Annotated in this window: 18 protein-coding genes; 6 read left to right on the forward strand and 12 right to left on the reverse strand. The window is 68.9% G+C overall.

The genetic code is table 11. From position 1 onward, the window contains the following. On the reverse strand, positions 1-2,164 hold a 2,164-nt coding region (locus tag U9983_RS15375), incomplete at its 3' end, for a caspase family protein (RefSeq protein WP_322754686.1). Continuing rightward, entirely contained in the window at positions 2,161-3,156 is a 996-nt protein-coding gene (locus U9983_RS15380; RefSeq protein ID WP_322754687.1) for a lipase family protein, read from the reverse strand. The genes U9983_RS15375 and U9983_RS15380, both read right to left, overlap by 4 nt. Before the next feature lie 104 nt (positions 3,157-3,260). On the opposite strand from U9983_RS15380, the gene U9983_RS15385 reads away from it, so the two are divergent. Further along, the gene (locus U9983_RS15385) at positions 3,261-4,175 is read left to right on the forward strand and encodes a hypothetical protein (protein ID WP_322754688.1); all 915 of its coding nucleotides are present in this window, start codon (positions 3,261-3,263) and stop codon (positions 4,173-4,175) included. A 208-nt stretch (positions 4,176-4,383) separates the two neighbouring features. Here U9983_RS15385 and U9983_RS15390 read toward each other — a convergent pair whose 3' ends face one another. From U9983_RS15390 to U9983_RS15420, 7 genes are all read right to left on the reverse strand, one after another. Beyond that, a complete protein-coding gene (locus U9983_RS15390) occupies positions 4,384-6,102 on the reverse strand; it encodes a hypothetical protein (RefSeq protein ID WP_322754689.1) in 1,719 nt (572 codons plus the stop codon). Between the two features lie 2 nt (positions 6,103-6,104). Further along, entirely contained in the window at positions 6,105-7,469 is a 1,365-nt protein-coding gene (locus U9983_RS15395) for an ATP-binding protein (RefSeq protein ID WP_322754690.1), read from the reverse strand. A gap of 150 nt (positions 7,470-7,619) precedes the next feature. Continuing rightward, on the reverse strand, positions 7,620-8,723 hold the full coding sequence (locus U9983_RS15400) for a glycosyltransferase family 1 protein (RefSeq protein WP_322747588.1): 1,104 nt from the start codon (positions 8,721-8,723) through the stop codon (positions 7,620-7,622). A 93-nt stretch (positions 8,724-8,816) separates the two neighbouring features. Further along, positions 8,817-10,541, reverse strand: a complete 1,725-nt coding sequence (locus U9983_RS15405; protein ID WP_322754691.1) for a glycosyltransferase family 4 protein — start codon at positions 10,539-10,541, stop codon at positions 8,817-8,819. After that, entirely contained in the window at positions 10,538-11,911 is a 1,374-nt protein-coding gene (locus U9983_RS15410) for a glycosyltransferase family 2 protein (protein WP_322754692.1), read from the reverse strand. Before U9983_RS15410 ends, U9983_RS15405 begins: the two co-directional genes overlap by 4 nt. Further along, the gene (locus U9983_RS15415) at positions 11,908-13,209 is read right to left on the reverse strand and encodes an ABC transporter ATP-binding protein (RefSeq protein WP_416211407.1); all 1,302 of its coding nucleotides are present in this window, start codon (positions 13,207-13,209) and stop codon (positions 11,908-11,910) included. The genes U9983_RS15410 and U9983_RS15415 overlap by 4 nt, the downstream gene beginning before the upstream one ends. 15 nt (positions 13,210-13,224) lie before the next feature. After that, positions 13,225-14,160, reverse strand: a complete 936-nt coding sequence (locus tag U9983_RS15420; protein ID WP_416210453.1) for an ABC transporter permease — start codon at positions 14,158-14,160, stop codon at positions 13,225-13,227. Between the two features lie 267 nt (positions 14,161-14,427). Here U9983_RS15420 and U9983_RS15425 point away from each other — a divergent pair, with 267 nt between their 5' ends. Both U9983_RS15425 and U9983_RS15430 read left to right on the forward strand, forming a co-directional pair. Further along, complete coding sequence (locus U9983_RS15425) at positions 14,428-17,013, forward strand: haloacid dehalogenase (RefSeq protein WP_322754693.1); 2,586 nt, start codon at positions 14,428-14,430, stop codon at positions 17,011-17,013. A gap of 69 nt (positions 17,014-17,082) precedes the next feature. Next, positions 17,083-18,321 (forward strand): class I SAM-dependent methyltransferase, encoded by a 1,239-nt coding sequence (locus U9983_RS15430; protein WP_322754694.1) that lies wholly within the window; start codon positions 17,083-17,085, stop codon positions 18,319-18,321. A gap of 44 nt (positions 18,322-18,365) precedes the next feature. On the opposite strand, the gene U9983_RS15435 is transcribed toward U9983_RS15430, so the two are convergent. From U9983_RS15435 to U9983_RS15445, 3 genes are all read right to left on the reverse strand, one after another. Next, entirely contained in the window at positions 18,366-20,753 is a 2,388-nt protein-coding gene (locus U9983_RS15435; protein WP_322754695.1) for a serine/threonine-protein kinase, read from the reverse strand. Positions 20,754-20,877: 124 nt separating this feature from the next. Then, entirely contained in the window at positions 20,878-22,890 is a 2,013-nt protein-coding gene (locus U9983_RS15440; protein WP_322754696.1) for a DUF2142 domain-containing protein, read from the reverse strand. Positions 22,891-23,023: 133 nt separating this feature from the next. Next, positions 23,024-23,743: an acyltransferase gene (locus U9983_RS15445; protein WP_322747581.1), complete on the reverse strand. Its 720-nt coding sequence runs from the start codon at positions 23,741-23,743 to the stop codon at positions 23,024-23,026. Positions 23,744-24,156: 413 nt separating this feature from the next. On the opposite strand from U9983_RS15445, the gene U9983_RS15450 reads away from it, so the two are divergent. The 3 genes from U9983_RS15450 to U9983_RS15460 all read left to right on the forward strand — a co-directional run. Further along, the gene (locus U9983_RS15450) at positions 24,157-25,080 is read left to right on the forward strand and encodes a glycosyltransferase family 2 protein (protein WP_322754699.1); all 924 of its coding nucleotides are present in this window, start codon (positions 24,157-24,159) and stop codon (positions 25,078-25,080) included. 1 nt (position 25,081) lies between these two features. Beyond that, positions 25,082-26,347: a glycosyltransferase gene (locus U9983_RS15455; protein WP_322754697.1), complete on the forward strand. Its 1,266-nt coding sequence runs from the start codon at positions 25,082-25,084 to the stop codon at positions 26,345-26,347. A 143-nt stretch (positions 26,348-26,490) separates the two neighbouring features. Further along, the coding region (locus U9983_RS15460; protein WP_322754700.1) for a class I SAM-dependent methyltransferase at positions 26,491-26,885 on the forward strand (395 nt) is incomplete at its 3' end.

Below are 26,885 nucleotides of genomic sequence, written 5' to 3' on the forward strand. Positions count from 1 at the left end.
CCCCGATCCAGTAGGCGATGTTGCCCCGGGTGGTCAGGGTGTCGGGGTGGTCGGGGCCGCGTGCGGTGCGGATGCGGGGGTGCCACTCAGTCCAGCGGGTGAGGTTGGCGCGGGGGGTCGGCAGCGGCCGGCGTCGCAGGGCGCGGAGAGCGGCGCTGATCTGCCCGTTCTGCCACAGATATTCGGCTTCGGATCCAGCGGCCCACCGGTACAGGGGATTGTCGGTGTAGATACCGGTGATGGGCGCGAGTTTCTCGACTTCGTTGAGCAGGATGCGCCGGCCCGCGGCCGGGTCGAGGGGTCGGCGGGTATGGCGACTGAGATGATCGACGAGGGCGGGATGGAACAACCCGACCAGTTCTCCGGCGGTGCCGGGTTGGGAGCGCACGACGAGCCGGCCCAGCCGGACCAGGACGTCGCGGACGTCCTTCGGCCGGTCGGGTCCGTCGAGCCAGCCGCTGGCCGCGGTGAGCAGATCGATCGGGATCACCGGCCCGGCGCCGGCGGCGGTGAGCGGGGTCAGCACGGGCAGGAGGGTGCTGGTCCATGCGGTGGCGTCGTCGGCGCCGGCCTGGTCGATGCAGGCCTGGTCGATGATCCGGTCGAACAGCCCGGCCAGGAGCTCGGTCCGGCTGTCGCCGAGGTGCAGACGTTCGAGCAGGGTGTCGCGTTCGGTCTGGGTGAGCGCGGCGTAGGTGTCGGCGATCAGGCGTGCCAACAGCCAGGCGCTGGCCCCGCGGGCGCACAGGGCGGCGAGGGTGTCGGCGGCGGCGGGCGGGACGCGGCGGCGCTGCAGGTAGCGAGCCAGACTGGCCGGGGCCGCGGTGTCGACCGTGAACTGCTGCCCGCCGCTCACCGCGGGGCCGGGCTCGCGGCTGGTCACGATCAGCCGCAGTCGGGGAAGGTCGGGATCCTCGGCCATGGCGACGAGAGCGGCTACGACGCCGTCGCCGGTGGTGTCGTCGAGCTGGTCGAGACCGTCGACACCCAGCCGGATGATCTCATCGCCGGGAAGGTGCCGCAGCGGCCCGGTCACGTCGTGGACGAGGGGCGGTTGCTGGTCCAGTGTGTCCGCGGGTTGGCTGTCGCGGTAGGCCGCCACGGCCATGCGGAACCCGGGGACGCTGTGATCGAGATTTTTGTGCAGAGCGTCGGTGAGGGAGTACAGGGTGGTGGTGCGGTCGAGATAGACCAGCGCATGGAGGAACCGGTCCGGGACCGCGGCACTGGTCAGTTCAGGTCGGGCGAGCGCGCTGAGCAGCGTGGACTTGCCCGAGCCGGCCGGGCCGACCACGGCAAGCCAGCGGGCGCGGCTGGCGCGGGCGAGCAGCCCCTCTACCATCCGCGGGGTTTCCAGGCCGGTGGTGAGGTCGTCGGCCATCGCACCCGCCGGATCGCCCGGGGGTGGGATACGGCCGGGGGCACGCTGCCGGTTGGGCGCCAGCCACAACCCGGGATCGCCTTCGTCGGTGACTCGACGGCCGTCGAACATGCTGCGCTGCGGTGACTGGCCGCGGCACGCGATCAGGTCACGGGCGTCCTGGCAGCCGATCCATGCACCGCGCCCGGCGTGCCCGGCGCGCAGCAGTCCGGTCAGCGCTCGGGTGAAGCAGCCGTCCGCGGCGGGCCGATCGTCGGTCGCGGTCAGGAGGTCGAACCTGCTCCCCGCGGCCATGGCGACCGAGGCCACCCCGCGGGCGACCTCCACCGCGGCCTGCCCGCTGTGGCAGGCGTCGAGCAGAACCACCAGCCCGTCGATCTGGTCATGGTCGCGGAGGAGTTCCCGTAGGCGTTGCCCGACCAGCCACGCGTTACCGGTCGACGGCCGGTCCGGGTCGGCGCAGTCGTAGGGCAGGAGGTAGAAGTCGGACAGGCCCGTCGTGGTGGACCCGTCGAACCCGACCTGCCCATGGCCCACGAACGCGAGGAACAACGCCGACCCGTTGTCATGGGCGAACCGGAACGCCGCCATGACCCGAGCGGCCATGTCCGACAGCGTCGGGTTGAGGACGAGCCCTGGCTGGTCGCCGAGCGCGGATCCGCAGCCACCCACCAGGGGGTCGGTGAACGCGGCGTACAGTTCCTGCGCCAGCGTGGGTAGGAATGACAGGTCCCCCAGCGCCTCGCACTGCGACCCGATCACCAGAACCACCCGGCCGGTCACCGCTGCCCCCCGGCTTGGGGTGAGTCGTCGGCGGCGAGCGCGTCGGCAACCGGAGCGCCGACCGCCTTTTTGGTGAGGTAGTGGATCACGTCGTGTGGGGCGGACCCGTTGTCAACGGTGCGGTTATCAACCGTCCGGTTGTCGACGGCCCGGCTGGCGGGTGTCCCGGCTGGCGGTGCGTCCGCGGGGAACAGGCCGGTCAGGCCCGGTACCGCGGCCACGATGTCATCGTCCGCGGCGACGTTGACCCACCGGTCCACCCGCTCGGGGAACCGTGGCGGCTGCGGCTCGAGCCGGTCGTAGACGAGCCGGCGGATCCCCAATGGGCTACCCAACGTGACCAGCAGGGGAAGTCTGCCACCCATCCGACAGGCCGCTTCGAAGGCGACCACGGACCCGAGGGAATGCCCGATCAGCACCCGGGTGTCGTCACCGACGACACCGGCGACCCGGGCCTGCACCTGCTGGCGCAGCACGGGTTCGTGGAGGTAGCGCACGACCTGCACGAGCGCGCGGACGACGAACCGCTGCGCGACGGCCATCCCGAACGGGCCGAACCAGCGCAGCCGTGCCACCGCCGCCAACGCACCGCGGGCCACGTTCCCGACGCCCTGCAGCTCACCGAGCCTGCCCTCCAGCCGGGCCACCTCGTCCTGGGCGGTACGCCTGTCCGCCTCGGTGCCCGCCGCGCCGGCGGCCCGGCGGAGCAGGACCCCGGCCAGTTCTTCGAGCGCCGCCACCTCGGACGGGTCGAGGTCACCCAGGTCGGTCGACCGGCCCTGCCGGTCCGGCGGGTCGAACAGGTCGGCGTAGAAGGCCATCTCGACGTCGAGCGCCCCGGCGGTTCCGGGCGGTTGGCGGAGTCGGACCGCGAGGCTGCCATGGCCGGCCTTCCACACGCCGTCGGCGAGCGCGGCCTGCCACGGGCCGGCCAGCGTCGCCGGCCCCCGCTGCTGCTGCCCGATTCCGTGCACGAACACCACCGCAGCCACCACCGGCACCCCCCGTCACCTGGCGTGAGCCGTGACTGTCCCACCGGTATTACACACCCGACCCGGCACATACCCGCACAGCATCGGCCAGTTACGGTCACACCGTGCTCGCTGCGCTGCTGCCCGGTCTGCGAGACCTACGCGCACCGGTCGCCGCGGGTTACCTGTGGCTGTTCGGTCTGTGGCTCGTCTTCGCACCGCACCTTGAGCCCTCGGCGCATCCCACCGGCGTCGTTCACGACGTCGTCACACTCGGCAGTGCCGCCGGGCGGGCCGCCGTCACGGCAGCGGTCACCTTTGCCGCGTACCTGGTCGGCGTGGTGTCCATCGCCGCCAACCCGCTGATCAACCGGCTCGGGAATCTCCTCGCCGCCACCCGTCTGCGCCGATTCATGCCCCGCGCCCAATGGCAACGCGTCCGCGCCACGATCATATCGCTGGTCTACCTGCGCATAGACGAACGTTTCCTCGCCGACGGCGTCATCCGCGCGGAAACAGCGAGACGGCTCCACGCGGTTCAGGTCACCGCTGCCGCACATGGCACCAGTCTCGCTGCGGGCTTCGAGGCGGATCCGGATATCGTCATCGAACAGGCCCGCATCACCCCGGCGGTGCGTGCCCGTCTCCTCGACGCGCTGCTCGACACCGCTGACCCCCAGGAAGAATGCCGGCTCGATCTCCTGCGTACCCCCGTCCGGATCGTGGGCCGTGAAGCCGACATCTACGCCGCCTACGACCGCTATCGGGCGGAATACGAACTCCGGATGGGCCTGGTGCTCCCCTTCACCTTCCTGATCGGAACTCTTGCGGTAATGGCAAGCCTGTGGTGGACGGCCGGAATATTCGTCTCAGCGATCCTGCTCTACCTGGGCGTGGCCGCGAACATCCAGGCCTCCACCGTTCTCACCGAATCAGTCGGAGCACGACGTATCGACCTACCCACCCTCGAACGCCTCGCCACACACGACCTGCCCTGGCGTGATGAGAACGGTGTGCTTATCCACCTCGCCGAACAATAGCCGGCGAGTAAAGCCCACTGACAACCACGAAACGAACATGCGACAGGAGGCGATCGACGCCGCTGGAGAGCAGTTGCCGACAATCAAGAAAAGACACGACCCTCCCAGCAGCTGCTTGCCAAATCTAGAGACTTGCCAAGCATAGGCAACTTCCTGGATCTGGCAACTCGTTGCCGTCTACGGCTGGGATGCGAGCGTTGATCTTCATCTATCTCGTTGCGGTTGCGGGCGGCGGGCAGTGGATGAAGCGGGTGAGCTGGCCGGTCAACGGCCAGGACCGCCGGCCGGTGTCGTCCGGGCACCAGCCGAGCGCGGCGAGCATGCTGTCAAGGCTGTGAAGACTGTTCGGGAAGACCAGGTTGTAGGTGATCAGGTACAGCGCACCGGCGTCCGGACGCGCGGCGAGGAACGCCGGTATCGAGGTGTTCCAACCCAGCGGGGGTAGGACCAGGGTGTTCACCTCGGCGATCGGCAGCCGTGGTAAAGCGGACGCCTGGTAACCGCTGTAGTACGACACGTAGTACTGCTGTGCCTTGTACCACTGCCTTTCATCCCACCGGCCGGGGATCACGATCTGGATGTCACCCGGCCGAGCGGTCCGCTCGGCGGTGGCGACCAGCTCCCGCATGTCCCCGAGTAACAGGGGACTGTACGCACTGGCCCGGATCTGGAGGATCCGCTGGGCGCTTACCGCCGTGACGGCCACGGCTGCGGCCACAACCACCGCCAGCGGAACGGCCAGTACGGGGATCACCATGACCGACCGACGGATCCGCCAGACTCGTCCGATTCGCGCGTGTCCGATCCGTGACCGGGCGAGCCCGACCAGAGCCGATGCGCCGATACCTGCGACTACGTACAGTAACGGTACCACGAACAGGTTGGCCCGCACGAAGCCGACCGGCCACTGTCCTCGCGCCGAGGCCAGCACGATCAGCAGCAGCGTTCCGCCGAGCGCGACCAGCAACGCCCGGCCGGCCCGGTCCCGTGCCGCGACATAGCTGCCGACCGCCCAACACAGCAGTGCCCCCGCGATCACGCACACGTGCAGTCGCTGGTCGGGGTCGGCCAGCAGCGGCGAACCGGTGAAGGGCGAGCCGAACTGCCCGTCCGGACGGGTCATCGCCGCCGTGAACGCGTTGCGCGGCAGCTCCCAGCCGGCCGTGCGCAGCTGGCCGACCGCGGTGTTCCGGGTGATGAAGAAGTTCCGCCAGTAGGGATTCGCGGCCAGGTAGCTCTGCGGCAGGACGAACAGCGCGAGATGCACGGCCCCGGTGGCGCCGACCAGCACCGATCCGATCAGGCGCAGGACGGCCGGACGCCGTGAGCCCACCGCCTGGCCGGCGTCCAGCACGTCCAGTAGCAGCAGGGGAGCGAGGACGAACAGCGACGTGACGCTCATGACCGCGCATACCGCCATGCCCAGCTGCGCCCGCCACGGCGAGCCGCCGGCGGTCACGGCACAACGCGCCCGCAGCCACAGGTACAGCGTGGCCACCGCGCAGGTGGCCTCCGGCAGGTAGGACTTCAGCTGCATTCCGTAGACGAGCAGCCCGCCGTTGACGCTCAGCAGTCCGGCGACGATCGTGGCCGCGGGCCGGGAGAGCCACCACCGGCCCAGTGCATAGGTGAACAGCGACAGCGCGATCAGCGCGACGATCTGCGGCAGCCGCAGGACTCCTTCGGTGTTGCCGCCAACCGTGACCGCCAGCTTCTCGACCGTGAACCAGCCGAATGACAGCGGCGCGTTCGCCGTTCTGAGGGTTTCGAACCAGCCTGCACCGACGCTGATGTGATAGGCGCGCCATGCCTCGTCGTACCAGAGCGGCCGGACCAGGGTCGGCCATAAGGCGACGATGACCGCGACGTCGAGTCCGACGAGCGTGGCGCATGCCACCAGGTCTGCACCCGACCGCCGTGACGTCATCCTTACGTCCAGAGGCGGTCGACGGGCACCACGTACAGCCGGTCGTCAGCGTGATAGCTGCGCTCACCAAGATAGAGGACGACGCCGCCGATGAATTGATGCCCGAGTTTGTCCCGGAGCAGTCGCAGGCCACGCAGGTCCTCGCCGGGTACCCGAGAGCCGGCCTTGACCTCCACGGCCGCGACACGTCCGTCGTCGGCTTCGAGGACGAGGTCGACCTCCTGGCCGTCACTCGTCCGGAAGTGTGCGGGTTCGACATATGTCTGCGACCATCCCACCTGCTTGATGATCTCGTTTACGACGAATGTCTCCAGCAGGTGGCCGAATTCGGTGAGGGCCGCGGGGTCGCGGGCAACCAGGCGGCGTTCGGTGAGACCGAGCAGGTAGGCGCCCAGCCCGGAGTCGACAAGGTGCACCTTGGGGCTGGCCGTAACCCGGCTGTTGAGGGTCCGGCCGAATGCCGGAAGCCGGTGGACGAGGAACACCGTCTCCAGGAGCTGGATGAAGTCTCCGACGAGATTCTGGTCTTGGCCGACCGCCCGCGCGATGTCTGATGCCTTGAGTATCCCGCCGGTGCGGGCCGCGAGCTGCCGCAGGATGAGCGGTAGCAGGCTGCGTTGCCTGATCTTGCGGATTTCCAGGACGTCCCGTTCGATGACCGTTCGAACGTAGTCCCGGAACCAGCGACTGCGGGCGGGACCTTCCGGACGCCCGAGCGTCAGCGGGAATCCGCCGGCCAGCACCAGTCGGGTCACGTCGTCTCGAGGCAGCGCCGGTGAACGGTTGGCGACCAGCGATTCCGGATCGCTCGTGAGCTGGTCAACGAAGGTCGCGGGCTGCTGGTCACGGGCGGACAGGTCATTTTCTGGCTGGCTGCCGTCGGGCTGGCTCAGCTCCGCTTGCGCAAGTGGCCACAGCGTGGCGATATGGACGCGGCCCGCCAACGACTGGGACAACGTCGGCATCGTGAGGTAACGCGTTGACCCGGTGAGGACGAATCGTCCCGGCCGCAGGTCGCGGTTCAGTTCCGCCTTGATCGCGTCAAGGAGCTCGGGGACGTGCTGGAACTCGTCGACAAGCACCGGGGACGGCGCTGCGGCGAAGAAGGCCGGGTCGGTGGCGACAGCGTGCCGCGTGGCGAGGTCGTCAAGGTCGACGACCTCGGTCTGGTGGTGGCGGGCGAGCCGCCGCAACAGGGTGCTCTTGCCAGCGGTCCGGGCGCCGTTGACGACCACGACAGGTTCGGAGGCGATCAGGTCGACCAGTACCGGCAGGAGGTTTCGCCGCAGGGCCGCCGAAGCCGTCGACGGGTGCCGGGCCTTGCTGGCCCGGTCCGGACCGGGATCCTCGATGTTAGAAATCGGCACCTCTGCATGCTAGACATCGGCGGCACTCAAAGTTAGAAATCGGCACCCCTTCAGGCTAGAAACGAGCACCCCTTCAGGCTGGAAACGAGCACCCCTTGATGCTGAAAGTCAGCACGTCGTCACGGTCGCCTGGAGTCGGGTGACGCGGGGTCAGGCGATCGAGTGATAGACGGCGGCGGTGCGTTCGGCCGTGCGTCGCCAGGTGAAGGTCCGGGCGTAGGCGCGTCCCGGCCCGGGGTCCACCTCGTCCTTGAGCGCGCCGATCAGGGCGTCGGTGAACGCATCGGCCTCCGTCGGTGGAACCAGCCGCACGGCGTTGCCCGACATCGGGCCGACGACCTCTCGGACCGCTGGGATGTCAGCCGCCACCACCGGGGTTCCGGCTGCCAGCGCCTCCAGCGGCGGTAGGCCGAACCCCTCGTAGAACGATGGGAAGCACAGAGCGCTGGCCCCGGCGACCAGGCGCCGAAGTTCGTCCGTCCGAACATAGCCGGCGCTGATGACGGTTCCCCCCGGCAGCCCGGCAAGATCGAGAGTGGGTCCCCACCCGGCGGGTCCGACCAGGACCAGTGGTGGGGCGTCGCTGACCTCGGAGTGCAGGCCGCGGACCGCCTCCAGCAGGGTTGGGAGATTCTTGCGCGGTTCGACCGTACCGACGAAAAGCAGGTATCTGGCGGGCAGGCCGTGGGCGGTGAGCCAGCGTCGCGATGGCGGGGAGGCGCTGAACCATGCGGCGTCCACGCCCAGCGGCGTCACGGTCACCATTGCCGGGTCCAGCCGGTAGGTGTCGATGACCTCCGTGGCGATCGCCTGGCTGGGTGTGATCACGGCGGCGGCGCGGCGCAGGCCGCGCGGGACCAGATCCCGGTAGCGGGCCGAGGCCGCGGACACGGTACCGGTCAGCTTCAGATAGGCCAGATCGTGGATGGTGAGGACGCCGCGGGCCCGCCGCGGTGGCGGCAGCACGAAGTTTGTGGCGTGCACCACGTCGACTGGCCCGGTCAGCCACTCGAGCTTCGGCAGTTCGGTGCGGGCCCAGGCCTCGTGCACGATCCGGGCCGGAACCCGGCGCGCGGCCGGGCGTACACCTGGCGGCAACGCGGGAGCGAAGTTCTCCAGCCCGCGCCAGGTGAACGCCGTTGCGGCCACGTCCAGACCGGGCAGGGTGGGCAGCTCGGCGAGCAGTTGGCCGGTGTAGCGGCCAACTCCCGTGGGCGTGCCGAGTAACGGCGTGCCGTCCAGGATGACCCGCATCAACCGTGATCCTTTCAGTCTCGGCCTTGCCAGGTCAGGGGCCCGGTCCAGGGGAGCCCGGGTCAGCAGTGCCCGGCTCGGCAGGGCGCCGGTTCAGGGGGCATACAGCCGGTGACGGGTGGCGATCTCCCGCCAGCGGTCGGCGAATGCCGCGTCGGAGAACTCCTGTGCCCGGGTGACGGCGCTCGCAGCCAACCGTGCCCGCATGCCGTCCTCGGTTGCCAGGCGTCTGGTGAACGAGGCGAGCTGCGCCGGGGACGTCCAGCGCAGGCCGTCGAGTCCGTGGCGGACGATCTCCCGTTGGCCGGCGCGGTCGATCACCACCGGCACGCAGCCCCCGGCCATCGCCTCGACCGTGGTCATCCCGAAGTGCTCGGCCGTCCATGGCCGGCGATCGCCGTCCTGGCCGTATCCGGTTGCGGACCAGAAGACCGAGCAGGTCGACAGCAGCCGCTCGACCTCGTGGCGTGGCGCGTTCGGATGGATGTCGACTGGCAGGCCACGGGCGGCCTCCCGGATCTTCTCCAGGTATGGCAGCTGGGACTCCTCGCAGCCGCCGACGACGTGCATCCGCCAATCCGGTAGCGCGCCGGAGCGGTAGAGCTCACCGAACCACTCGACCATTTCCAGCTGGCGCTTGGCGTGCCCGAGACCGGGCGCGAACAGGCGCCCGACCGTGAGCACCGCGCGTTCCCGAGTACTGGCCGGGGTAAGGCGCTCCACCTGGATGGGCGGGTAGAGGACGTCCGCGTCCACGCGCCACAGGCGTCCGATCCAGCCCCGGGTGTAGGCCGAATTCGCCATCACCACGTCGTATGAGGCGAGATAGTCCAGATCGCGCGGGTTGGCCAGCAGCCAGGGGAAACGCAACGCGAGCCGGGCTCGGGCCCCGTCCTGCTGGTCGGTCACCCGCGGTCGGCTGACCGCCACGCCGAGTTGGCGCAGATCCCGGGAAGGTGTGCCGTCCGGCGAAGCGGTGTCGTCCGGTGCGGGTGTGCACGCGCTGGTGGACGCGTTGGTGGACGCGGGTGTGAACGTGTCGCTGACCAGCGTCAGCTCGCAGCCGCCGGACGATGCGGGCAACGGCACCGCGACCGTCCTGAACGACCCGTCGACCTCAACGGCGGCAAGGGTCCGCCCGTCGGCGTCCTGGACGCGCAACCGCACCGTGCCGCAAGCCCCGGGACGGCCGATGTCAGCGCGTAGCTCCCGTTCGCCGCCCGCCGAAACCGCGAGGATCCCCGTGCCGTTCGTCCAGATCCACTGTCTGCGACGCCCCCCTTCCGGCGGGTACCAACCCGTGCCGTAGCCGACGGTCGGGCGAACACCGCGCAGCAGCGGGCCGCACGCGCGGATGGCGGCCCTGCGCCACCCCGGTGCGTCATGATCAGCTGGTGTCGGGAAGAAACACAGGTGTGCCGCATGGGTTGAGCGAGGCACCAGCCGGCTCATGTACGAGCCGTTGACGAACAGGTCGTACTCGGCGCTGAGCTCGGCGACAGCGTCGTCACCCCGGTCAGGCAGCAGGCGGTAGCGGCAGCCGGTGAGGTCGAGCCCTAGATGATCACCAATGGCCGCCAGGTCGACCTCGGCATGGCCGAGGATGTCCACCTGGGCGCCTTCGGCGGCAAGCACTTGGGCGATCATCCCGTTGTGGCGTTCGCCACCGCCCATGGAGTGCCAGAACCGGTTGTAAACGGCGGCCCGTACTCCGCTGGCCGACCCCTGCCCACCCCTGTGCCCGGTGACCGGATGCCGGCCTTCGCCCGGCTCGGGCCGCTTGTGCTGGGCCTGTGTCGCAGCCGGCTGCGTGGTCATCGCCGCGCCAGCCAGGTCTCCAGCTCACGGTGGCCTACCGACGCGGTGCGCGCCAGCGTGCGCCGTCGGCGCAGCATCACCGGGAGCAGCCGCAGGAAGGACGCCATGACCTTCAGTCGAAGCACGGTCGGTCGCAGCGCGGGCCGGCCACGGACGGCCCAGGCCTGCCGTAGCGCGCGGATGGCCATCGAGGCGGTTGTGAGCGGGTAACGGCTGACCGCGGCCAGGGCGACCCCGGTGCTCGCGTTCTTGGTGAGCATCAACAGTCGGTTACGGTCGGTATGGAAGACGAACAGCGGTGACCACTCGACGCTGGACGCGGAGTGCACGTGCCGCAGAACCGCGGTCGGAATGTAGCGAATTGTGTATCCGCGGGAGCGGATGCGCCAGGACAGGTCGGTGTCCTCGTAGTAGAGGAAGAAGTCGTCGTCGAACCAGCCGAGTTCCCGCCCGAGCGCCGTGCGGATGGCCATGCCGTTCCCGCAGGCGGTGAACACATCCTCGGACCCGGCGAACTGGCCGGTGTCGATCTCCTGGTAGCCGCGGTCGGCGCCGTAGCCGTCCCGCAGCACGATCCCACCGACATTGTTGATCACGTCGACGCGGGCCACACCGTCGGGGACGACCAGTTCCACGGTGGACGGTTCGGCGCCGGCGGCGAGGGTGGTGCGGCCGCCGTCCCAGCTCAGTGTGACCGACTTGCGCGCCTCGCCGGACCAGGTGAAGCCGATGGTGACCGGGCCGCCCTCGGGCACCGGGACGGCGAGCTCGCCGTCACCGCGGGTCCAGAAGAACGGCGCGGATGAACCGCCTTCAGCACCGAAGGTCAGCTTTTCCCACAACACGTCATGGAGGACCTCCCGGTCGTTGACGGTCACCGATGAGATCCGGACGCCAAGCGCGCGGGAGTCGTGCGCACCCGGTGTGAAGGTCGAGGTCGACAGCCGCAGCCGCAGGAAACGGGGGAGGAACACCACCTTGCCGGTGACCGCGCCGAGATCCGCGCCCCCGGTGGCGTCGGTGGCGTCGGTGAACGGGGCCAGCAGGTTCGCCAACCAGTCCGGTTCGGGGACGGCGTCATTGTTGAGTAGGACGGCGTAGGGGGTGGTGACCATCCGCAGCGCCAGGTTGTTGCCGCCGGCGAAGCCGAGGTTCACCTCGGACGGGACCATCCGGACCCACGGGTACCGCTCGGCCAACAGCGTCCTGGAGGAGTCCATCGACGCGTTGTCGACCACCCATGTTTCGAAGGTGAAGTCGCTGACCTGCTTGGCCACCGCGTCCAGACAGGCGGGCAGCAGGTGCGCACCGTTCCAGTTGACGATTACAACGGTCGCCGGCGGCGTGGGGCCGCCTTCCTGGGTGCTCATGGGCGGGTTCCCGTTTCGTAATCGATCTTGAGTAGACCGCCGGCCTGCGATCCGCTGATTCCGAACAGATCCTCGAACCTCCGTTTGGTGATCTCTGTTCCGGTCGCGGCGTCGGAGACGTGCACGCTGATCGCGAACGCGCCGAGCAGCTCGGGGAGGCTGGGCACGGTGAAGTCCACCGTGCGGGTGCCGCTGACCCCCGGCACGCCCCCCGGCACGCCGCCCGCAGGCGTCTCCATCAACCAGACCGGCAGTTCGCTCGGCCCCAGGGCATAGACGTGCAGGTAGAGCCGTTCCGGCGCGTGTTCGGTCACATCCAGGGTGACGCTGACGGTAAGTCTCTCGCCGGGGCTGAACTGGACCTGGGGCGGCCCGGCCGGGTCCCGGCTGAAGGTCACCGAGGTGGGCCGGGCAACGGCGAGATCGTGGGGCACCGGACCGTCCGAAGGCAGGCTACCCAACCGCTGCCGCAGTAGCCGGGTGCCGACGGCCGGCGCGCCGTCGAAAATCATCGATCCGGATTCAAGAACCAGAATCCGGTCGCACATGCCCTCGATCAGATCCAGCGAGTGGGTGACGAACAGGATCGTGCGGCCTTCGGCCCGAAAGGCGTCGATCTTTGCCAGACACTTCTTCTGGAATGCCTCGTCCCCGACCGCGAGGACCTCGTCGACGAGCAGCACGTCCGGATCGACATGGACGGCCACCGCGAACCCGAGCCGGACGTACTGGCCGGACGAGTAGTGCTTGACCTCATCGTCAATCTTGTGCGGGAGTTCGGCGAAGTCGACGATCGAGTCGAACATCCGGTCGATCTCGCGGCGGGACAGCCCCAGCAGAGAGGCGTTGAGGTAGACGTTGTCCCGGCCGGTGAGCTCGCCGTTGAAGCCGGCCCCGAGCTCCAGGAGGGACGCGATCCGCCCGCTGACCGACACGTCACCGTGGGTTGGGCGCAGGATTCCGGCCAGTACCTTCAACAACGTGGACTTGCCGGAGCCGTTCGCCCCGGCCAGGCCCACGGTCTGGCCGCGCCCGATCTCCACGTCGATGTCGCGCAGCGCCCAGAAGTCGTCCCCGTGGGTGTGCCCACGACGCACGAACACCTCTTTCAGGCTGGTCGCCCGCCGGTGGTAGGAGACGAATTTCTTGCCCACCCCGGTTGCCTGGATCACGATCGGGGCAGCCGTCCCAGGCCGGCCCGCCGTCGATGCGGCGGTGGCTGCCGCTGCGGGTATCGCCGTGGTGTTCCCCGACGCATTGAGGGCGGCCGGTTGCGCCGGTGACTGCTGCGCTGACACGTCTGTCGCCCGTCCTTAAAGATCTTCCGCGAAGTCGGCCTGCATCCTGCGGAACACATGTACTCCCAGCCAGAGCAGGCCCAGCGACATCACACCCGCGATGGCAAGGTGCTCAAGGTAGAAGAGGTAGCCGGGGTCGGCAAGGATGCCCGCTCCGGTGGCGGGGTTCACCGACGGCTCCTTGTAGATCGCTCGCTGGAAGGTTGCCACCACCGTCGCCATCGGATTGACGAAGTAGATCCAGGTCCACTCGTGCAGCAGTTTGCGGATGAGTCCGACGGGATACACGATCGGGTTGAGCCAGAACCACGCGAGCAGGGCCACCTCCAGCAGGTGCTCGGTATCGCGGTAGCGGACGTTGAGGCCCGACACGAGCATGGACAGGCCGACAGTGAAGATCATCGCTACCGCGAATGCGGGCACGAGCAGGAGCAGCTGGAGCCCGAAGAAGCTGTAACCCAGCGCCACGACCACCACGAAGAGCACGATCAGCTGCAGGACGAAGTGGACGAGGGCGAAGCCGACCGCGGAAAGCGGCAGTACCGGCAGCGGAAACCGGACTTTCTTCACGAGGTTCGCGTTGAAGACGACGCTGCCCGATGCCGACGACACGCTCGCCGAGAAGGCGTTCCAGATCAGCAGGCCGGACATCAGGTACACCCCGAACCGGGGGACCCCGGCGCTCATGATGACCTGGAAGACAAGGGTGTACACGGCTAGCAGCAGCAGCGGATTCGCCAGCGACCAGGCGAAACCGAGGGTCGAGCCCTTGTATTTGACCTTGAGGTCCTTGCGGATCAGGTTCCGCAGCAGTTCCCAACGTACCCGGGTCTGGGCACGGCTGCGGCGCGCGAGGATCCGCGACTCCTGCCCGTCGCGCCCCTGCGGGCCACGGTGCTCGCCGTCGGACTGGATCGCGGGTGCGGACCGCTCGTCAATCAGGTTCGACACCAACAACCTTCCGTGAGCCGCGTCAAGATATGGCAAAATCGGTACCGGTACGCCGAAAACGACCTACCGTACGGGCCGCGCAAGGTATCGCACCAGGTATACCGAAGCGACGCGTCCGCAGGTAGGGCACTCCGGTGACCGTAGCTCCAGAGCCGATCCATAGTATCGGCCCGTTCATTCAGCTCCGGCCGGCCGCTGTCCGAGGATCACCCGGGCATCAGCCGGCCCGTCGGAGGTGGCCGTGATGGCCGCCGGTGGAGGACGCCCGTGTTCACCGACGTCCGGATCCGTGAGGTCTGGTCCCAGCTGGAGTCCGGGGGCGCCGAGGTCCTCACCCTGGACGTGTTCGACACGTTGTTGTTTCGGCTGGTTCCCGAACCCACCCATGCCTTCCTGCTGCTCGGACGCCGCCTGGCCACGGCTGGCCTGCTGCCGCCGACCGTGACCGCGGGGCAGTTCGCCCAGCTCCGGGTGCATGCGGAGAACCTGGCCCGGCAACACGCGAAGTCACTGCGGGGCACGTTGGAGGCCCGCCTCGACGAGATCTGGTCGGCACTCATGCCCGCCATCCCCGGCAGCGGTGACATCGACGATCTGATCGCCATGGAGGTCACCCTCGAGCGCGATGTCTGCCGCGCCGACCTCGCCGTCGCCGAGCTCGCCGAACTCACGATCACCAAGCTCGGCCGGCCGGTGTACCTGGTCTCCGACACCTATTTCTCCCCGGACCAGCTCCGCGGGCTGCTGCGCCGGCCGGAGCTCGCCGGGATCAGGTTCACCCAGATCCTCACCTCCAGCGACGCGGGTGTGAGCAAGAGTGAGGGTCTGTTCACCCATGTGCTGACCGCCGTGGGCGTGGCGCCCTCCCGGGTCATCCACCTTGGTGACAACCCGGTGGCCGACGTCGAGGGCGCCCGCGAGCACGGCATCATCGCGGTTCACTACCCCAAGTACGCCGGTGCGCTGGAGGCGACACTCACCCTGGAAGGGCTGCGTGGCGGTCCGACCTCCGATACCGCGATCGACTCCGAACACGGCGACTACGGTATGACCGCGCTTCGGGCCCGGACCCTGCACCGCACCGATGCCACCGCGGTTCCCTCGGGCCTGCGCCGGCACTGGGAGACCGGCGCGACCGTTTTCGGTCCGGTGTTCACCGGCTTCGGCGAGTGGGCGGCCGCGCGGGCGGCGGAGCTCGGAGTCGACCGCGTCCACTGCCTGATGCGCGAAGGGGCCTTCCTCGCCCGGGTCCTGCGGGAGCCGGCCGGCGAGCTCGGGATCGAGGCGTCCACGCTGTGGGCCTCGCGCCACGTGTGCGCACTGGCCAACATTTACGAAGGCACCCCGCAGGAGCTGCGCGGCTTCCTGGCGCGTCGGCGCCCGCCGAGTGTCGGCCAGCTGCTGCGCCAGCTCGGAGTCGGCATGGACGAGGTGGCGGGGTTGTCCGCGCTGGCCAGCCGGCGTCTTGACGTCCCGGGTCTGCTCTCCGAGACCCTGGAGGCCCTGTGCGCTGACGAGCGCGTTCGCAGCGAGATCGTGCTGACCGCCAGCCGGCTGCGCGAGCGCTTCCTGCGCTACCTGGACGCACACCTCGGCGGGGCGGACACGATCGTCGTCGTCGACCTCGGCTGGGGTGGCACCATCCAGGCGCTGCTGCAACGCCTGCTGACCGCCTGCGGTCGTGAGGCCGAGGTGGTCGGCCTGTACCTGGCGACGAGCGCCGGCTCGCAGGCGCACCGTCTTGCCGGGCTGCGCCTGGAGGGATACATCGCCTCGGGCGGCGAACCCGATGCGCTGTTCGGCCAGGTGATGCGTAGTCCCGAGGTGCTCGAACAGCTCTGCATGCCCGATATAGGCTCATTGATCGGTTTCGACGAGGACCGCAACCCCGTCCTCGGCCCCGATCACACAACCCGAACCCAGGTCGCACAGCGCGTAGCCGTCCAGGACGGGGTGCTTGCTTACCAGCGGGAATGGCTGCGCTACCGCCGGTCGGAGACGCCGATGCCGTCCCTGCTCGATGACGGGGCGCGGCTGGCGGCTCTGCGCTCCCTCGCGCGGTTCGTGACCCGGCCCACCTCGTCCGAGGCGCTCGCGTTCGGGGTATGGGCACACGATGACAACTTCGGGTCGGATGCGTCCGAGGGGCTGCTGCCCGCCGATCTGCTGCGCCGGATGCCCTACCTCACGGCGGCTGATCTTGAAAAGATCCCAATGCAGGAACTCTACTGGCCGGCCGGGGTCGCGACGGTGGCGAACCGGCCCCTTGCGGTTGTCAGTGGGCTGGCGACGAACGCCGGGATCTCCGCGGCGGAGGTCTCGCCGGAGGCCGCTGCCGGACCGGTCGAGGTCTATGTCGACACCGGTGGCGACTTCATCAACGGGCCGAAGGAGTCCGTGGTCACCCGGTCCGCGCGCGACGGGCTGTCGTGGGTACGCCTGCGGATCGACGGGGTCGGGGTCCGCCGGGTGCGCATCGACCCGGCTGGTCGGCGTGGGTTGATGCGGCTGGACTGGCTGCGGCTGTCCTTCCATCTCAACAACCTGGCCGAGCCGCACACGGTCGCGATTACGTCGGTGGTCGACCACCCAGGATTTCACCTGGTCGGGGCGCGGGCCCTGCAGCCGAATCTGATCGAGATCCACAGCGACGACCCGCAGTTCGTCTACGTCATCGATCCGGTGGCGCAGGCACATCTCGCGGCGACCTACGCCATCGACGTCGAGATGGCCTTCGGCTGGCTGGCAATCAGTTCCGACCCGTTGACGATCGCAACCCGGCCGGCCGGGACCACGCCGTTGCCGCGTCGCGCCGCGCGCCGGTTGCTGCGGGAGTTCGAAACCCGATTCTGACCCGGCGAGCCTGGTCCAGCGCTCCACGGGGGAGAATCGGCTGGAGCGCTCTAAGCGGATGAGGTTGCTGTGGACGAAGTTGGTGTGGACGAAGTTGGTGTGGACGAGGGCCCTGTGGACGACGGCCCTGTGGACGACGGCGGGTCGGGTGGCACCGTTGAATCTGTTACCGAGCGCACCCTCCAACCGTTGCTGCTGCACTCCCTCGCCGAGCTCCGGGAGGTGTGGCTGCCCCTGTTGGAGACCGTGCGGGCCCGCAGTGTCACCGAGATCGGTTCGGAGAGTGGCGTCACCAGCTCCCTGCTCGTGGACATGCTGCGACGTCATGGTGGTGGCAGGCTACTGATCGTTGATCCCGACCCTCGCGGCGTCCCCGGGTCGGGGCAGGACGTCGAGGTCGTGATGGTGCGCGGCTTCAGCCCGCAGGCACTGGACGGCCTTCCGCCGGCCGATGCCTACCTGATCGACGGTGACCACAACTTCCCCACCGTGTCCGCGGAGCTGCGCGCCGTCGAGGAGGCGGCCCGTGCCCACGGACGCAGCCACTTTCCGTTGGTCATCCTGCATGACGTGGGTTGGCCTGCCGGCCGCCGTGATCAGTACTACGGGCCTGACCGGATCCCGCAGCGGGAGCGGCAGCCCTACTCGTGGGAGCACGGGGTACGGCTGGACAGCGTGGCGGCGGTGCGGGGTGGCTTTCGGGGCGAAGGTGCCTTCGCCTGGGCGCTGACTGAAGGTGGCCCGCACAACGGCGTCCGCACGGCCGTGGAGGACTTCGTCGCGGACCGACCTGAGCTGCGTTTCCACCTGGTCTCGCCGATTTTCGGTCTGGGTGTTGTGGTGGACCGGCGGGCGCCCTGGGCAGCCAGGGTGGGGGCTCTGCTGACCCCCTGGGTTGGCAACGGTCTGCTGACCCGGATGGAACGTAACCGCCTGGATCTCTACCTGTACGTGATCCGTCTCCAGGACGAGATGACCGAGGCGGCCCGGCGCCGGCAGCGGGAGTGGGCACGCATCGACGCAACCGTCGCCGACCACGCGGCGCACGAGCTCAGGTTGCTCGATGCGGTGGCTGCGGGCGAGCGGGCGCTGGAAGCCGAGCGCGACACGTCCCGACAGCTGCGTGCCGACCTGGGGTCGATGAGTTCGCGATCGTGGCCGGTCGCACGCGCGTCGAGGCCGCAGGGCGCACCGGCGCACGAGTCGGCTCTGGTGCACGCGGCCCGTGCGGCGGGCACCGCGCTGCGGACCCGGATCGGTGATCCGCGGCTGCGGGCCGCCATATCGCTGTTGCGCGGTGACCGGTGACCGGTGACGGGTGACCGGTGACCCGTGACTGGACGACTGGTCTGCTAACACATCCCGGAGTACGGCAGCGCAGGGATGTGGGCCGCCCACTCGGCGGAACTCAGGCGGTTGCCGTCGTCGGCGCAGGCGCGCGTGGCAAGCGCGTCCGGGTCGATGGTCGCGATGCGTGCGGTCCGGTCGTCACTGAATGTGATCAATGTGTGGCCGTCGGGGTGCAGGGCGAACCCCTGGACCCAGTCGGTGTGGCCGCTGATCACCCCTGCCGGCAGCGGGTGGTCGGGGTCGGAGACGTCCCATAGATGCGCGGTGGTGTCCCAACCGGACGTGACCAGCATGCGACCGTCCCGGCTGAACGCGGTGTCAAGGACCCAGCGGGGATCCGCCTTGATCGTCGATCGGTTCGTCGGGGCCCGCGCATCGCGCACATCCCACAGACGAACGGTGCCGTCGTAGCTCCCGGTCGCCAGCGTGTTCCCGTCCGGGCTGAAGGCGACCGTCCACACGAAGTCGGTGTGGCCGTTGAGAGAAGCGAGGGGGACCGGCTGGGTGGGCTCGCTGATGTCCCAGAGACGGGCGGTTCTGTCGGCGCTCGCGGTCGCCAGCCGGCGCCCGTCGGGGCTGAACGCGACGTCCTGCACCCAGCTTTGATGTCGGGCGAGCACGCTGAGCTGGCGCGGCCTGGCTTGGTCGGTCACGTCCCAGAGCCGGGCGGTGTTGTCGTCCCCGGCGGTCGCGAGCAGGCGCCCGTTCGGGCTGAACGCGACGTCCCGGACATGCGCGTTGTGTCCGGTCAGGGTTGCGCGGGTCACCGGCTTGTGCGGATCGGTGATGTCCCACAGCCGCGCGGTGCCGTCGTTACCGCCGGTCGCCAGGGTCCGGCCGTCCGGGCTGAACGCGACCGCAAGGACCCAGTCCGTGTGCCCGGTCAGGGTCGCGAGCAGGGTCGGTTGGGCCGGTCTGGTGACGTCCCAGAGCTCGACGGTCCGGTCCGCGCTCGCGGTGGCGAACAGATTGCCGTCGAGGCTGAACGCTCCACCGAGGATGGACAGGGTATGACCGGTCAGTGGCGTGGCGTAACGTCCCGCGAACGACGTGATCAGGCTCGCCCGCGTTTGCGGACCGGGCGAGATCCGGTAGGCCGCGAGGCTGAGCCGGGCGGCCAGGGTGGCGTTGAGGCCTCGGGTCGCGTCGGCATCCGCCGCGACCGTGCGTGCGACCTCGGCCCACCCCCGGACATCGGTCCCCGACCCGTTGGCGGGGACCATTGCCATGATCGCTATGACGGTGGCGACCACCAGAGCGACGGCGCCGCAGAGCACCGTCGCCACCCGGCCGAGTGGGCTGCGCCACGGGAGCCGAGGCCGGCGCCGGTGGCTGCCCGGGTCGGTCTGGTCGACTGTGATCCGGTCGCCGGCGTGTCTCGTCGGTGAGACAGCTGCCGGTGCTGCCGGTGCTGCCTGTGCTGCCTGTGCTGCCTGTGTCTGGGATGTGCCGTTGTCGGGGGGCGTCATCTGCAGTGGCAGCAGGGATGCCGAGGCGGTCCGCACGAGCTGGGTGACCTCGGGGTCGGGCTTGGTGGTCGTGCCCAGGTTGACCAGGCGAATCAGCAGCTCCTGGGCACTGGGCCGCGCGTTCGGCGCCTTGTGCATCGCCGCTTCGACCACGTCGCGCAGCATGTCCGGCAGGCCGTCCAGGTTCGGCTCATGGTGGACGACCCGGTAGAGCTGGGCGTGCGTCGGGCCTTCCCCGAACGGGTACGAACCCGTTCCCGCGAAGGTGACGAGCCCGCCCCAGGAGAAGATGTCGGCGGCCGCGGTGACCGGGTCCCCGATGGCCTGTTCCGGCGCCATGAACGCGGGCGTTCCGACCACGTGCAGGTCTTTGCTGATGATGGTTTCGGCATCCACGGCGCGGGCGATACCGAAGTCGATGACCCGTGGCCCCAGCGGTGAGAGCAGGACGTTGGACGGCTTCAGGTCGCGGTGGATCAGACCGGCCGCGTGGATGGCGGTGAGGGCGGCGGCGACACTGACCGCGACCCGTTCGAGATCGGCTGAGGTCAGTGGACCGCCGCGGGCTACGGCCTGCGTCAGCGTGGGGCCGTCGATGTACTCGGTGACCAGGTACGGCGCGCCGTCGGCGGGGTCGACCACGTCGAGAACCTCGGCGGTGCAGAACCGGGCGACCCGTTGGGCGACGGCGGCCTCTCGGCGGAACCGGGCGCGGAACTCCGGGACGCGGGCGAGCTCGGCGCGGATCACCTTGACCGCGACCAGTCGGTCATCCGGGGCGCGGCCCAGGTAAACCGTGCCCATGCCGCCCTCGCCGAGACGACCGAGCAGCACGTAGCGGCCCAGGCTCGCAGGGTCGGAGGGAGCCAGCGCCGCGGGGGGTGTCGCGGATGCGCCGGATGGCGAGGGCGGCAGGGACACCCGCGTCCTCCTGATACCGATTTTGCGATGCCCTGGCCTCGGGCGTTCCTGTGCGCAGCGTACGCGGTCCCGTCCCGGGTCTGTTCCGCCTGTCAGGCGGCGTCCTCGTCAGGCTGTGTCCTTGTCAGGAGGAGGGCTCGTCGGGTGGCCGGACAGTGTGCGGCGGGAGTGGCCACCGGCCACCTGGTTTCCCTGATTTGCCTGGTTGTCCGAGCAGTGTGACATTTCCCGACAACGACACGACTGGTGGTAGGTCGGGACCCTGGCGGTGCCGAACGGATGCGTCGAGCCGGCGGGTGTCGATCACTTCGATCGTGGCCGGGGATCTCTGCGCCCGCCCGGCCGGCACCGCGTCACGCCCGGCCGGCACCCCGTCCAGCTTGGCCGGCACCGTGTCGCGCCCGGCCGGCACCGCGTCCAGCTCGGCGCACGGTGCCCCCGCCACGGCGGGTGTTGCCGCGCGGGCGGTGCGCCCGCCCGTCGGTTCCCGCCATGCGCGTGTCACCGCCACCGCGGTCACGACGGTGAGGACGACAGTGGACACGAAGACGACCTCCACAACGATCGTCGGCCACGGCGACCAGGCGGTCATGGCATGCCAGGCTTCGGTGACGCCACCCGCGGGCGGGCGCCAGAAGTAGGTGACGACCTCGCTGATCGACTCCGCTTGCATGCCGACTGCGGCGGTCAGGAGCGCGAGCGGCATCCACCGGGCAAAGCGGGGTCGCAGTGTGGCCGTCCCGGTGCCGACCAGCACGGCTATCCCGGTGAAGCCGGTGAACAGGTATCGACCGGAGACTCCGGTGATGTGCCCGGTGTCCGCCACGTGCATGGCTGCCCCGACCGCGACGACGACCAGCAGGGCGCTGGTCGGCCACAGCATGAACACCAGGTTCGTCCGGTTCCTCCGGCCGGCAGTGCGGATCACGGCGCAGGCGGCCAGCCCGGCGACGACACCCGAGGCTGCGACCACCAGCGGCAACGGCAGATCGACCTCGTACCATCCGATCGAACCCCACCAGCGACCCAGCAAGCCCTGCGACATCCAGCTCCAGTAGACGGTCCAGTCCGATCCGACGTACCGGCCGGGTGGAAAGCCCGGTGTACGCGGTTGGAACGTGCCCCATCTGATGATGTTGACCAGCCACCACCAGCCGCCGGCAGTAATGATCATGAAACTGCACAGTGCGATCGACGACCTGGACGGGCGCGCTCCGCGTAGCCAGCTGATCACATACGCGGCGCCGACCATGGCCACCAGCACAACCGCGAAGGACTTCGTGAGCAGCGCCAGTCCGGTCAGCAGGCCGGTCCACCCCGCTGTCCGCGCCGAGGTGTCCCCGGTCAGGATGTGGGCGACCGCCACCGTGACCAGCGCGCCCAACAGGACCAGCAGGTTGTCGTTGTTGACGCTGGAGCCGATGTGGACCAGTTGTGGAACGGCGAAGGGCGTCAGTGCTGCGACCGTCGCGGCGACAGGGGACGGGTGCAGCCGGCGGGTGGCCGCATACGCGAGCAGCGGCAGCGGTGCCACCATCGCCACGCTGATCATCCGAAGCAGGCCGATGGTCACGTCCCAGCGCAGGGTGTCCCCGCCGCCCGGGAACGCGGCGAGGATGGTGGCGTTCACCCAGTAGTACAACGGTGGATGTTGGACGAGCTGCTGGATGGAGCCTGGCGGCTGCCCGGGGTTGGCAAGTCTGTCCCAGGCGGGTCGCGCTGACCGCGCTACCGCGTCCCGCTCGGGGACCGGGTCCACCGTCAGGTCGTAGGGATCCCCGGGGCTGCCGAACGGTGACACCGCGATGGCTCCGACTCCGTCGGCCGTCACGAAGGCGTTGCCCGGACGCGGCCAGCCGTCGCCCTGGACGAGTCGCATGATCGCGTCGACGTGGTTCGGTTCGTCCGGTGCGTGATACTGAGGCACCAGTACCGACCAGCACGCGAGCAGGAGGCTGAAAAGCCCGGTGACCAACCAGATGTGCGCCGGGGTTCGACGCACCAGTTCCAGCGGACCGAACCGTCCGGCGGCGGCGGCATGAGTCGGCCGGGATCCGAACGCCTCCGCATCCCGGACGCCCGCATCCTGGACGCCCGCATCCCGGACGCCCCCATCCCGAACGCCCACGACGGTCATGTCGGCCCCGATTCGTTCGCACCTGATCGACGTCGGGCAGTGTAACAACTCTAAGTATGTGAAAAGCTACTATCGGTGATAGCCTCGGGATGTGTCGCTCTCTCCCGTGATGCTGCCGGCGGCTTCTGCCGAGCTACCGCCAGGAGTCGACCTGGCCGACGATCTTGGCTGGCGAGCCCGCGACGATTGTCTTCGGTGGGACGTCGCGGGTCACCACGGCGCCCGCGGCGACCACGGCGCCCTCGCCGATCGTCACTCCCTTCAGGACGATCGCCCGGGTGCCGATCCAGGCGCGATCCTCCAGGATCACCGGGGCGCTCATCGGCTGCTCCACCCCGTCCACGGTCATGGGGTGGAAGTCGTTGTCGAGGATCTGGGTGTCCCAGGAGATGGTGCAGCCCGCTCCGATACTCACGCGTTCCCGCACGAGAATCTTCGCGAAGCCGTTGATGTTGACGTTGTGGCCGAGCTGCAGCAGGCCGGAGTCCACCACGATGCGTGCCCCGCGCTGCACCGACACGACCCCCTCGCACCGCAGTCGTCCTTCGGGATGGATCCGCAGCACGGAGGTGTCCCGGTGGGTCGAGATCCCGAACGGGCCGAGGCCGATCCGCAGGGCCGCGCCGTCGGCGAACTCGATGCGTTCGTGCCCTTCGATGACGGTCGGCGATCCGATCCAGATCGGCTGCCCGTGCGCGATCGGGTAGCGCAACCCCGCCGCGAAGGAGCGTGCGGACGCCTCCCGCCCCGCGCGCAGCGTCCTGACGTTTCGGGCGTATTCCCGAAGGTCGTGGACGAACTGCCGGTCAAGCGTTCTGACATGACGGCCGAGACGATCGCTGAGTCCATCCATGGTTGATGAGCCTAACCGGTCGGAGACGACGCGATCATGGTCGTGTTGTACCCGCGAAGGGGCCTCCATCCCCGGCGTTTGGACCTGCCGTGCAACTCTGGGATCCAGGCGTATGCGGGGGAGGAGGCGATCATTCACTTCGACCGATCCGTGAGCAGTCCAGCACTCCAGCACTCCAGCGGTACCGGTGAACCCGTGCGTTCCGGCTGACTATCAGGAGCAGCGTCGACGTGAGTGGCAGTGTTGTCCGTGCATCGGTCGGTCCGAGTACACCGGTTCCGAGTACACCGACCGCGAGTACCCCTACCGCAGACGCTCCGACCGCAGACGCTCCGACCGCGGACATCTCGATTTCGAGCATCGCAACGGCGGGCACGCCCACCCTGAACCGACAGCGATCCGGGGTCGGGCCGATAGCGGAGATAACTGCCGAGCCGTACGTAACTGCCGCGCCATACGTGACTATCGTGCTTCCGTGCTATAACGAGCAGGATCATGTGGTCCGCGAGTTGGAGCGGATCAGTGCCGCCATGGATGCCAGCGGCTACAGTTACGAACTGCTGGTAATCGACGACAAGTCGACCGACAACACTGCCGCCCTGCTGCGTGGTGTGATGCACCGGTTCCCGCGGATGCGGCTGATTTCGTTCCGCCGCAACGGCGGCTCGGGCACCGCTCGCCGCATCGGCACGCAGGACGCCCGCGGGACGATCGTGGTCTGGACCGACGCGGACATGACCTATCCGAATGACCGGATCCCGGAGTTCGTCCGCCATCTCGATGCCAACCCCGACGTTGATCAGGTTGTGGGTGCGCGTATCACGGAGGAGGGAACACACAAATGGGCACGGGTACCGGCCAAGTGGTTCATCCGGATGATTGCGCAGCGCCTGACCGGCATGAAGATTCCCGATCTGAACTCGGGTCTACGGGCATTTCGGCGAGACGTGTCCCTGCCGTATCTGCGGCTGCTACCGCCTGGATTCTCCTGCGTCACCACGATTACGATGGCATTCCTGTCGAATCAGCACCCCGTGGACTACATTCCGATCCACTACGCGAAGCGGTCGGGTACGAGCAAGTTCCATCCGTTTCGGGACGCGCGCCGCTACATCCTGCAGGTGCTGCGGATGGTCATGTACTTCGACCCGATCAGGGTGCTGATGCCGATCGCCTTGTGGATCATGGGGTTGGGTTTCGTGAAGCTCGCCGTGGATCTCATCCACTACAACCTGCGGGTCACCACGTCCACTCTGTTGGCGATCCTGGTCGGCTTCCAGATCGTGGTACTGGCCCTGATCGGCGACCTGATAGTCCGTTCCCGCAGTGATACCTGAGATGTCGACAGGTGGGCCGTCGCCGCCCGGAACAGCCCGGGCGCGTATTGCGATCGTCGGTCCGACCCACCCGTACAAGGGAGGTGTCGCTCAGCACACGACGGAGTTGGCACACCGGCTCGCAGGGCGTGGCCACAGTGTGCGGATAGAGTCATGGTCGCGGCAGTATCCGGCCCGGCTCTACCCGGGTCGCCAGCGCGTGAGTCACCCCGAGACAGAGCCCTTCGCGGCCACGGCGTATCCGCTGTCGTGGTGCCGCCCGGATTCGTGGGTACGGCTTGGCCGGCGGCTGTACCACAGCGCCGATGCGGTGATCATCGTGGTGGTGACCCCGATCCAGGCGCCGGCCCATCTGGGTATCCTCGCCGGCCTCCGACCGGCGGGGACGATGATCGCCGGCCTCCGACCGGGGGGTATCCTCGCCGGCCTCCGACCGGTTGGTGGGCCTCGGGCTGGTGGGCCTGCCGTCCTCGCCCTGTGCCACAACGTGTTGCCGCATGAGCGGCGCGCCGGCGATGAACCGCTGATCCGGGCCGTGCTGCGGCGGGTGTCGGGAGTCGTCGTACACACGTCGGCCGAGGCTGAACAGGCCCGTGCGCTGACGGATCGGCCGGTGGCGGTCGCTGTGATGGCGCCGCATCTGCGGACGTGGCGTGAGATGGATACCGCGGATGGTGACATTCGACCGTCCCCCGATGGGGATGGAGCAGGAGACCGAGCAGGAGACGGGGATCGCGTCCGGCGCAGGTTGTTGTTCTTCGGGCTGATCCGACCGTACAAAGGTCTGGATGTCCTGCTGCGGGCATTGGCGGCCGGGCCGCCCGATGTGTGCCTGACCGTCGCCGGGGAGTTCTGGGGTGGTGTCGAGCGCACCCGCGAGCTCGTCGCCGAGCTCGGCCTGACCGCGCGGGTGGAGCTGCGTCCCGGATATGTGTCGGTGACCGATGTGCCGGCGTTGTTCGCGACCGCGGATGCGCTCGTTCTGCCGTACCGGGCGGGGACGGCGACCCAGAACGTCGACCTTGCCCACCTGCACGGTCTGCCGGTGGTGGCGACCCGGGTCGGCGGATTGGCCGAGACCGTACGTGATGGCGTGGACGGGCTTCTTGCCGCACCCGGCGACTCGGTGTCGTTGGCCGGGACGCTGCGGCGGCTCTACGAGCCGGGAGTGCTCAAGGCCTTGCGGGCAAGGGTTGTCCCCCCGGACGCGGATGCGGCGTGGGCTCGCTACCTGGATGTGGTCATGGGTGCTACGGGCGCCCGTTAGAGCACTCTCCGTATATGCTTGAAAGTGCCTTGTGTTGCTTTTTGTACCGTTGTCGATGCTGCGTGTAGTGCTGTCGGCTCGGGATGTCCAGTCGGCTGCCGGCGGGCAGACTGTGGCTCGTGCCAGGGGTGCCTTCGCCGGGAATGCCGTCCTCGGGGTGGTCTGCGAGTTCGCTACGTGACCAGGCTGTGGCCTATGTCGGTCACCAGGTGCATGTGATTCGTCGCCGTGAAGTGGGCACGTTGCTGGAGTGGGCGGGTGAGCTCACCGGGCGTACCGTCCTGGACGTCGCCGGTGGCGATGGCTACTGGGCTGGTCGGGCCGTCCGGCGCGGAGCTCGGGCCGTTTGTGTCGATCTTGCCCGGGGCAAACTGGATTTCGGTCGCAGATTGCGCGGGCGTCCCGCCCTCATCGAGGGGGATGCGCTCACGCTGCCGTTCGCCGACGGTTCCTTCGACGTGGTGATGTCGGTCTGCGCGATCGAGCACTTCGATGACGGCCCGGGTGCGCTCACCGAGATGGCGCGGGTCCTCAAGGC

Origin of the sequence: Protofrankia sp. Cas3 (genome assembly GCF_963555955.1) — a bacterium.
GTDB lineage: Bacteria > Actinomycetota > Actinomycetes > Frankiales > Frankiaceae > Protofrankia.

Coding starts and splice junctions, on each gene's coding strand:
- U9983_RS15405 (WP_322754691.1), bottom strand. CDS start 10,541: ATGACCACGCAGCCGGCTGCGACACAGGCCCAGCACAAGCGGCCCGAG.
- U9983_RS15400 (WP_322747588.1), bottom strand. CDS start 8,723: ATGCGGGTCATCCTGGACGGCACGCCGTTACTCGGCACGCCCACGGGA.
- U9983_RS15445 (WP_322747581.1), bottom strand. CDS start 23,743: ATGGATGGACTCAGCGATCGTCTCGGCCGTCATGTCAGAACGCTTGAC.
- U9983_RS15410 (WP_322754692.1), bottom strand. CDS start 11,911: ATGAGCACCCAGGAAGGCGGCCCCACGCCGCCGGCGACCGTTGTAATC.
- U9983_RS15390 (WP_322754689.1), bottom strand. CDS start 6,102: ATGACGTCACGGCGGTCGGGTGCAGACCTGGTGGCATGCGCCACGCTC.
- U9983_RS15440 (WP_322754696.1), bottom strand. CDS start 22,890: ATGACCGTCGTGGGCGTTCGGGATGGGGGCGTCCGGGATGCGGGCGTC.
- U9983_RS15455 (WP_322754697.1), top strand. CDS start 25,082: ATGTCGACAGGTGGGCCGTCGCCGCCCGGAACAGCCCGGGCGCGTATT.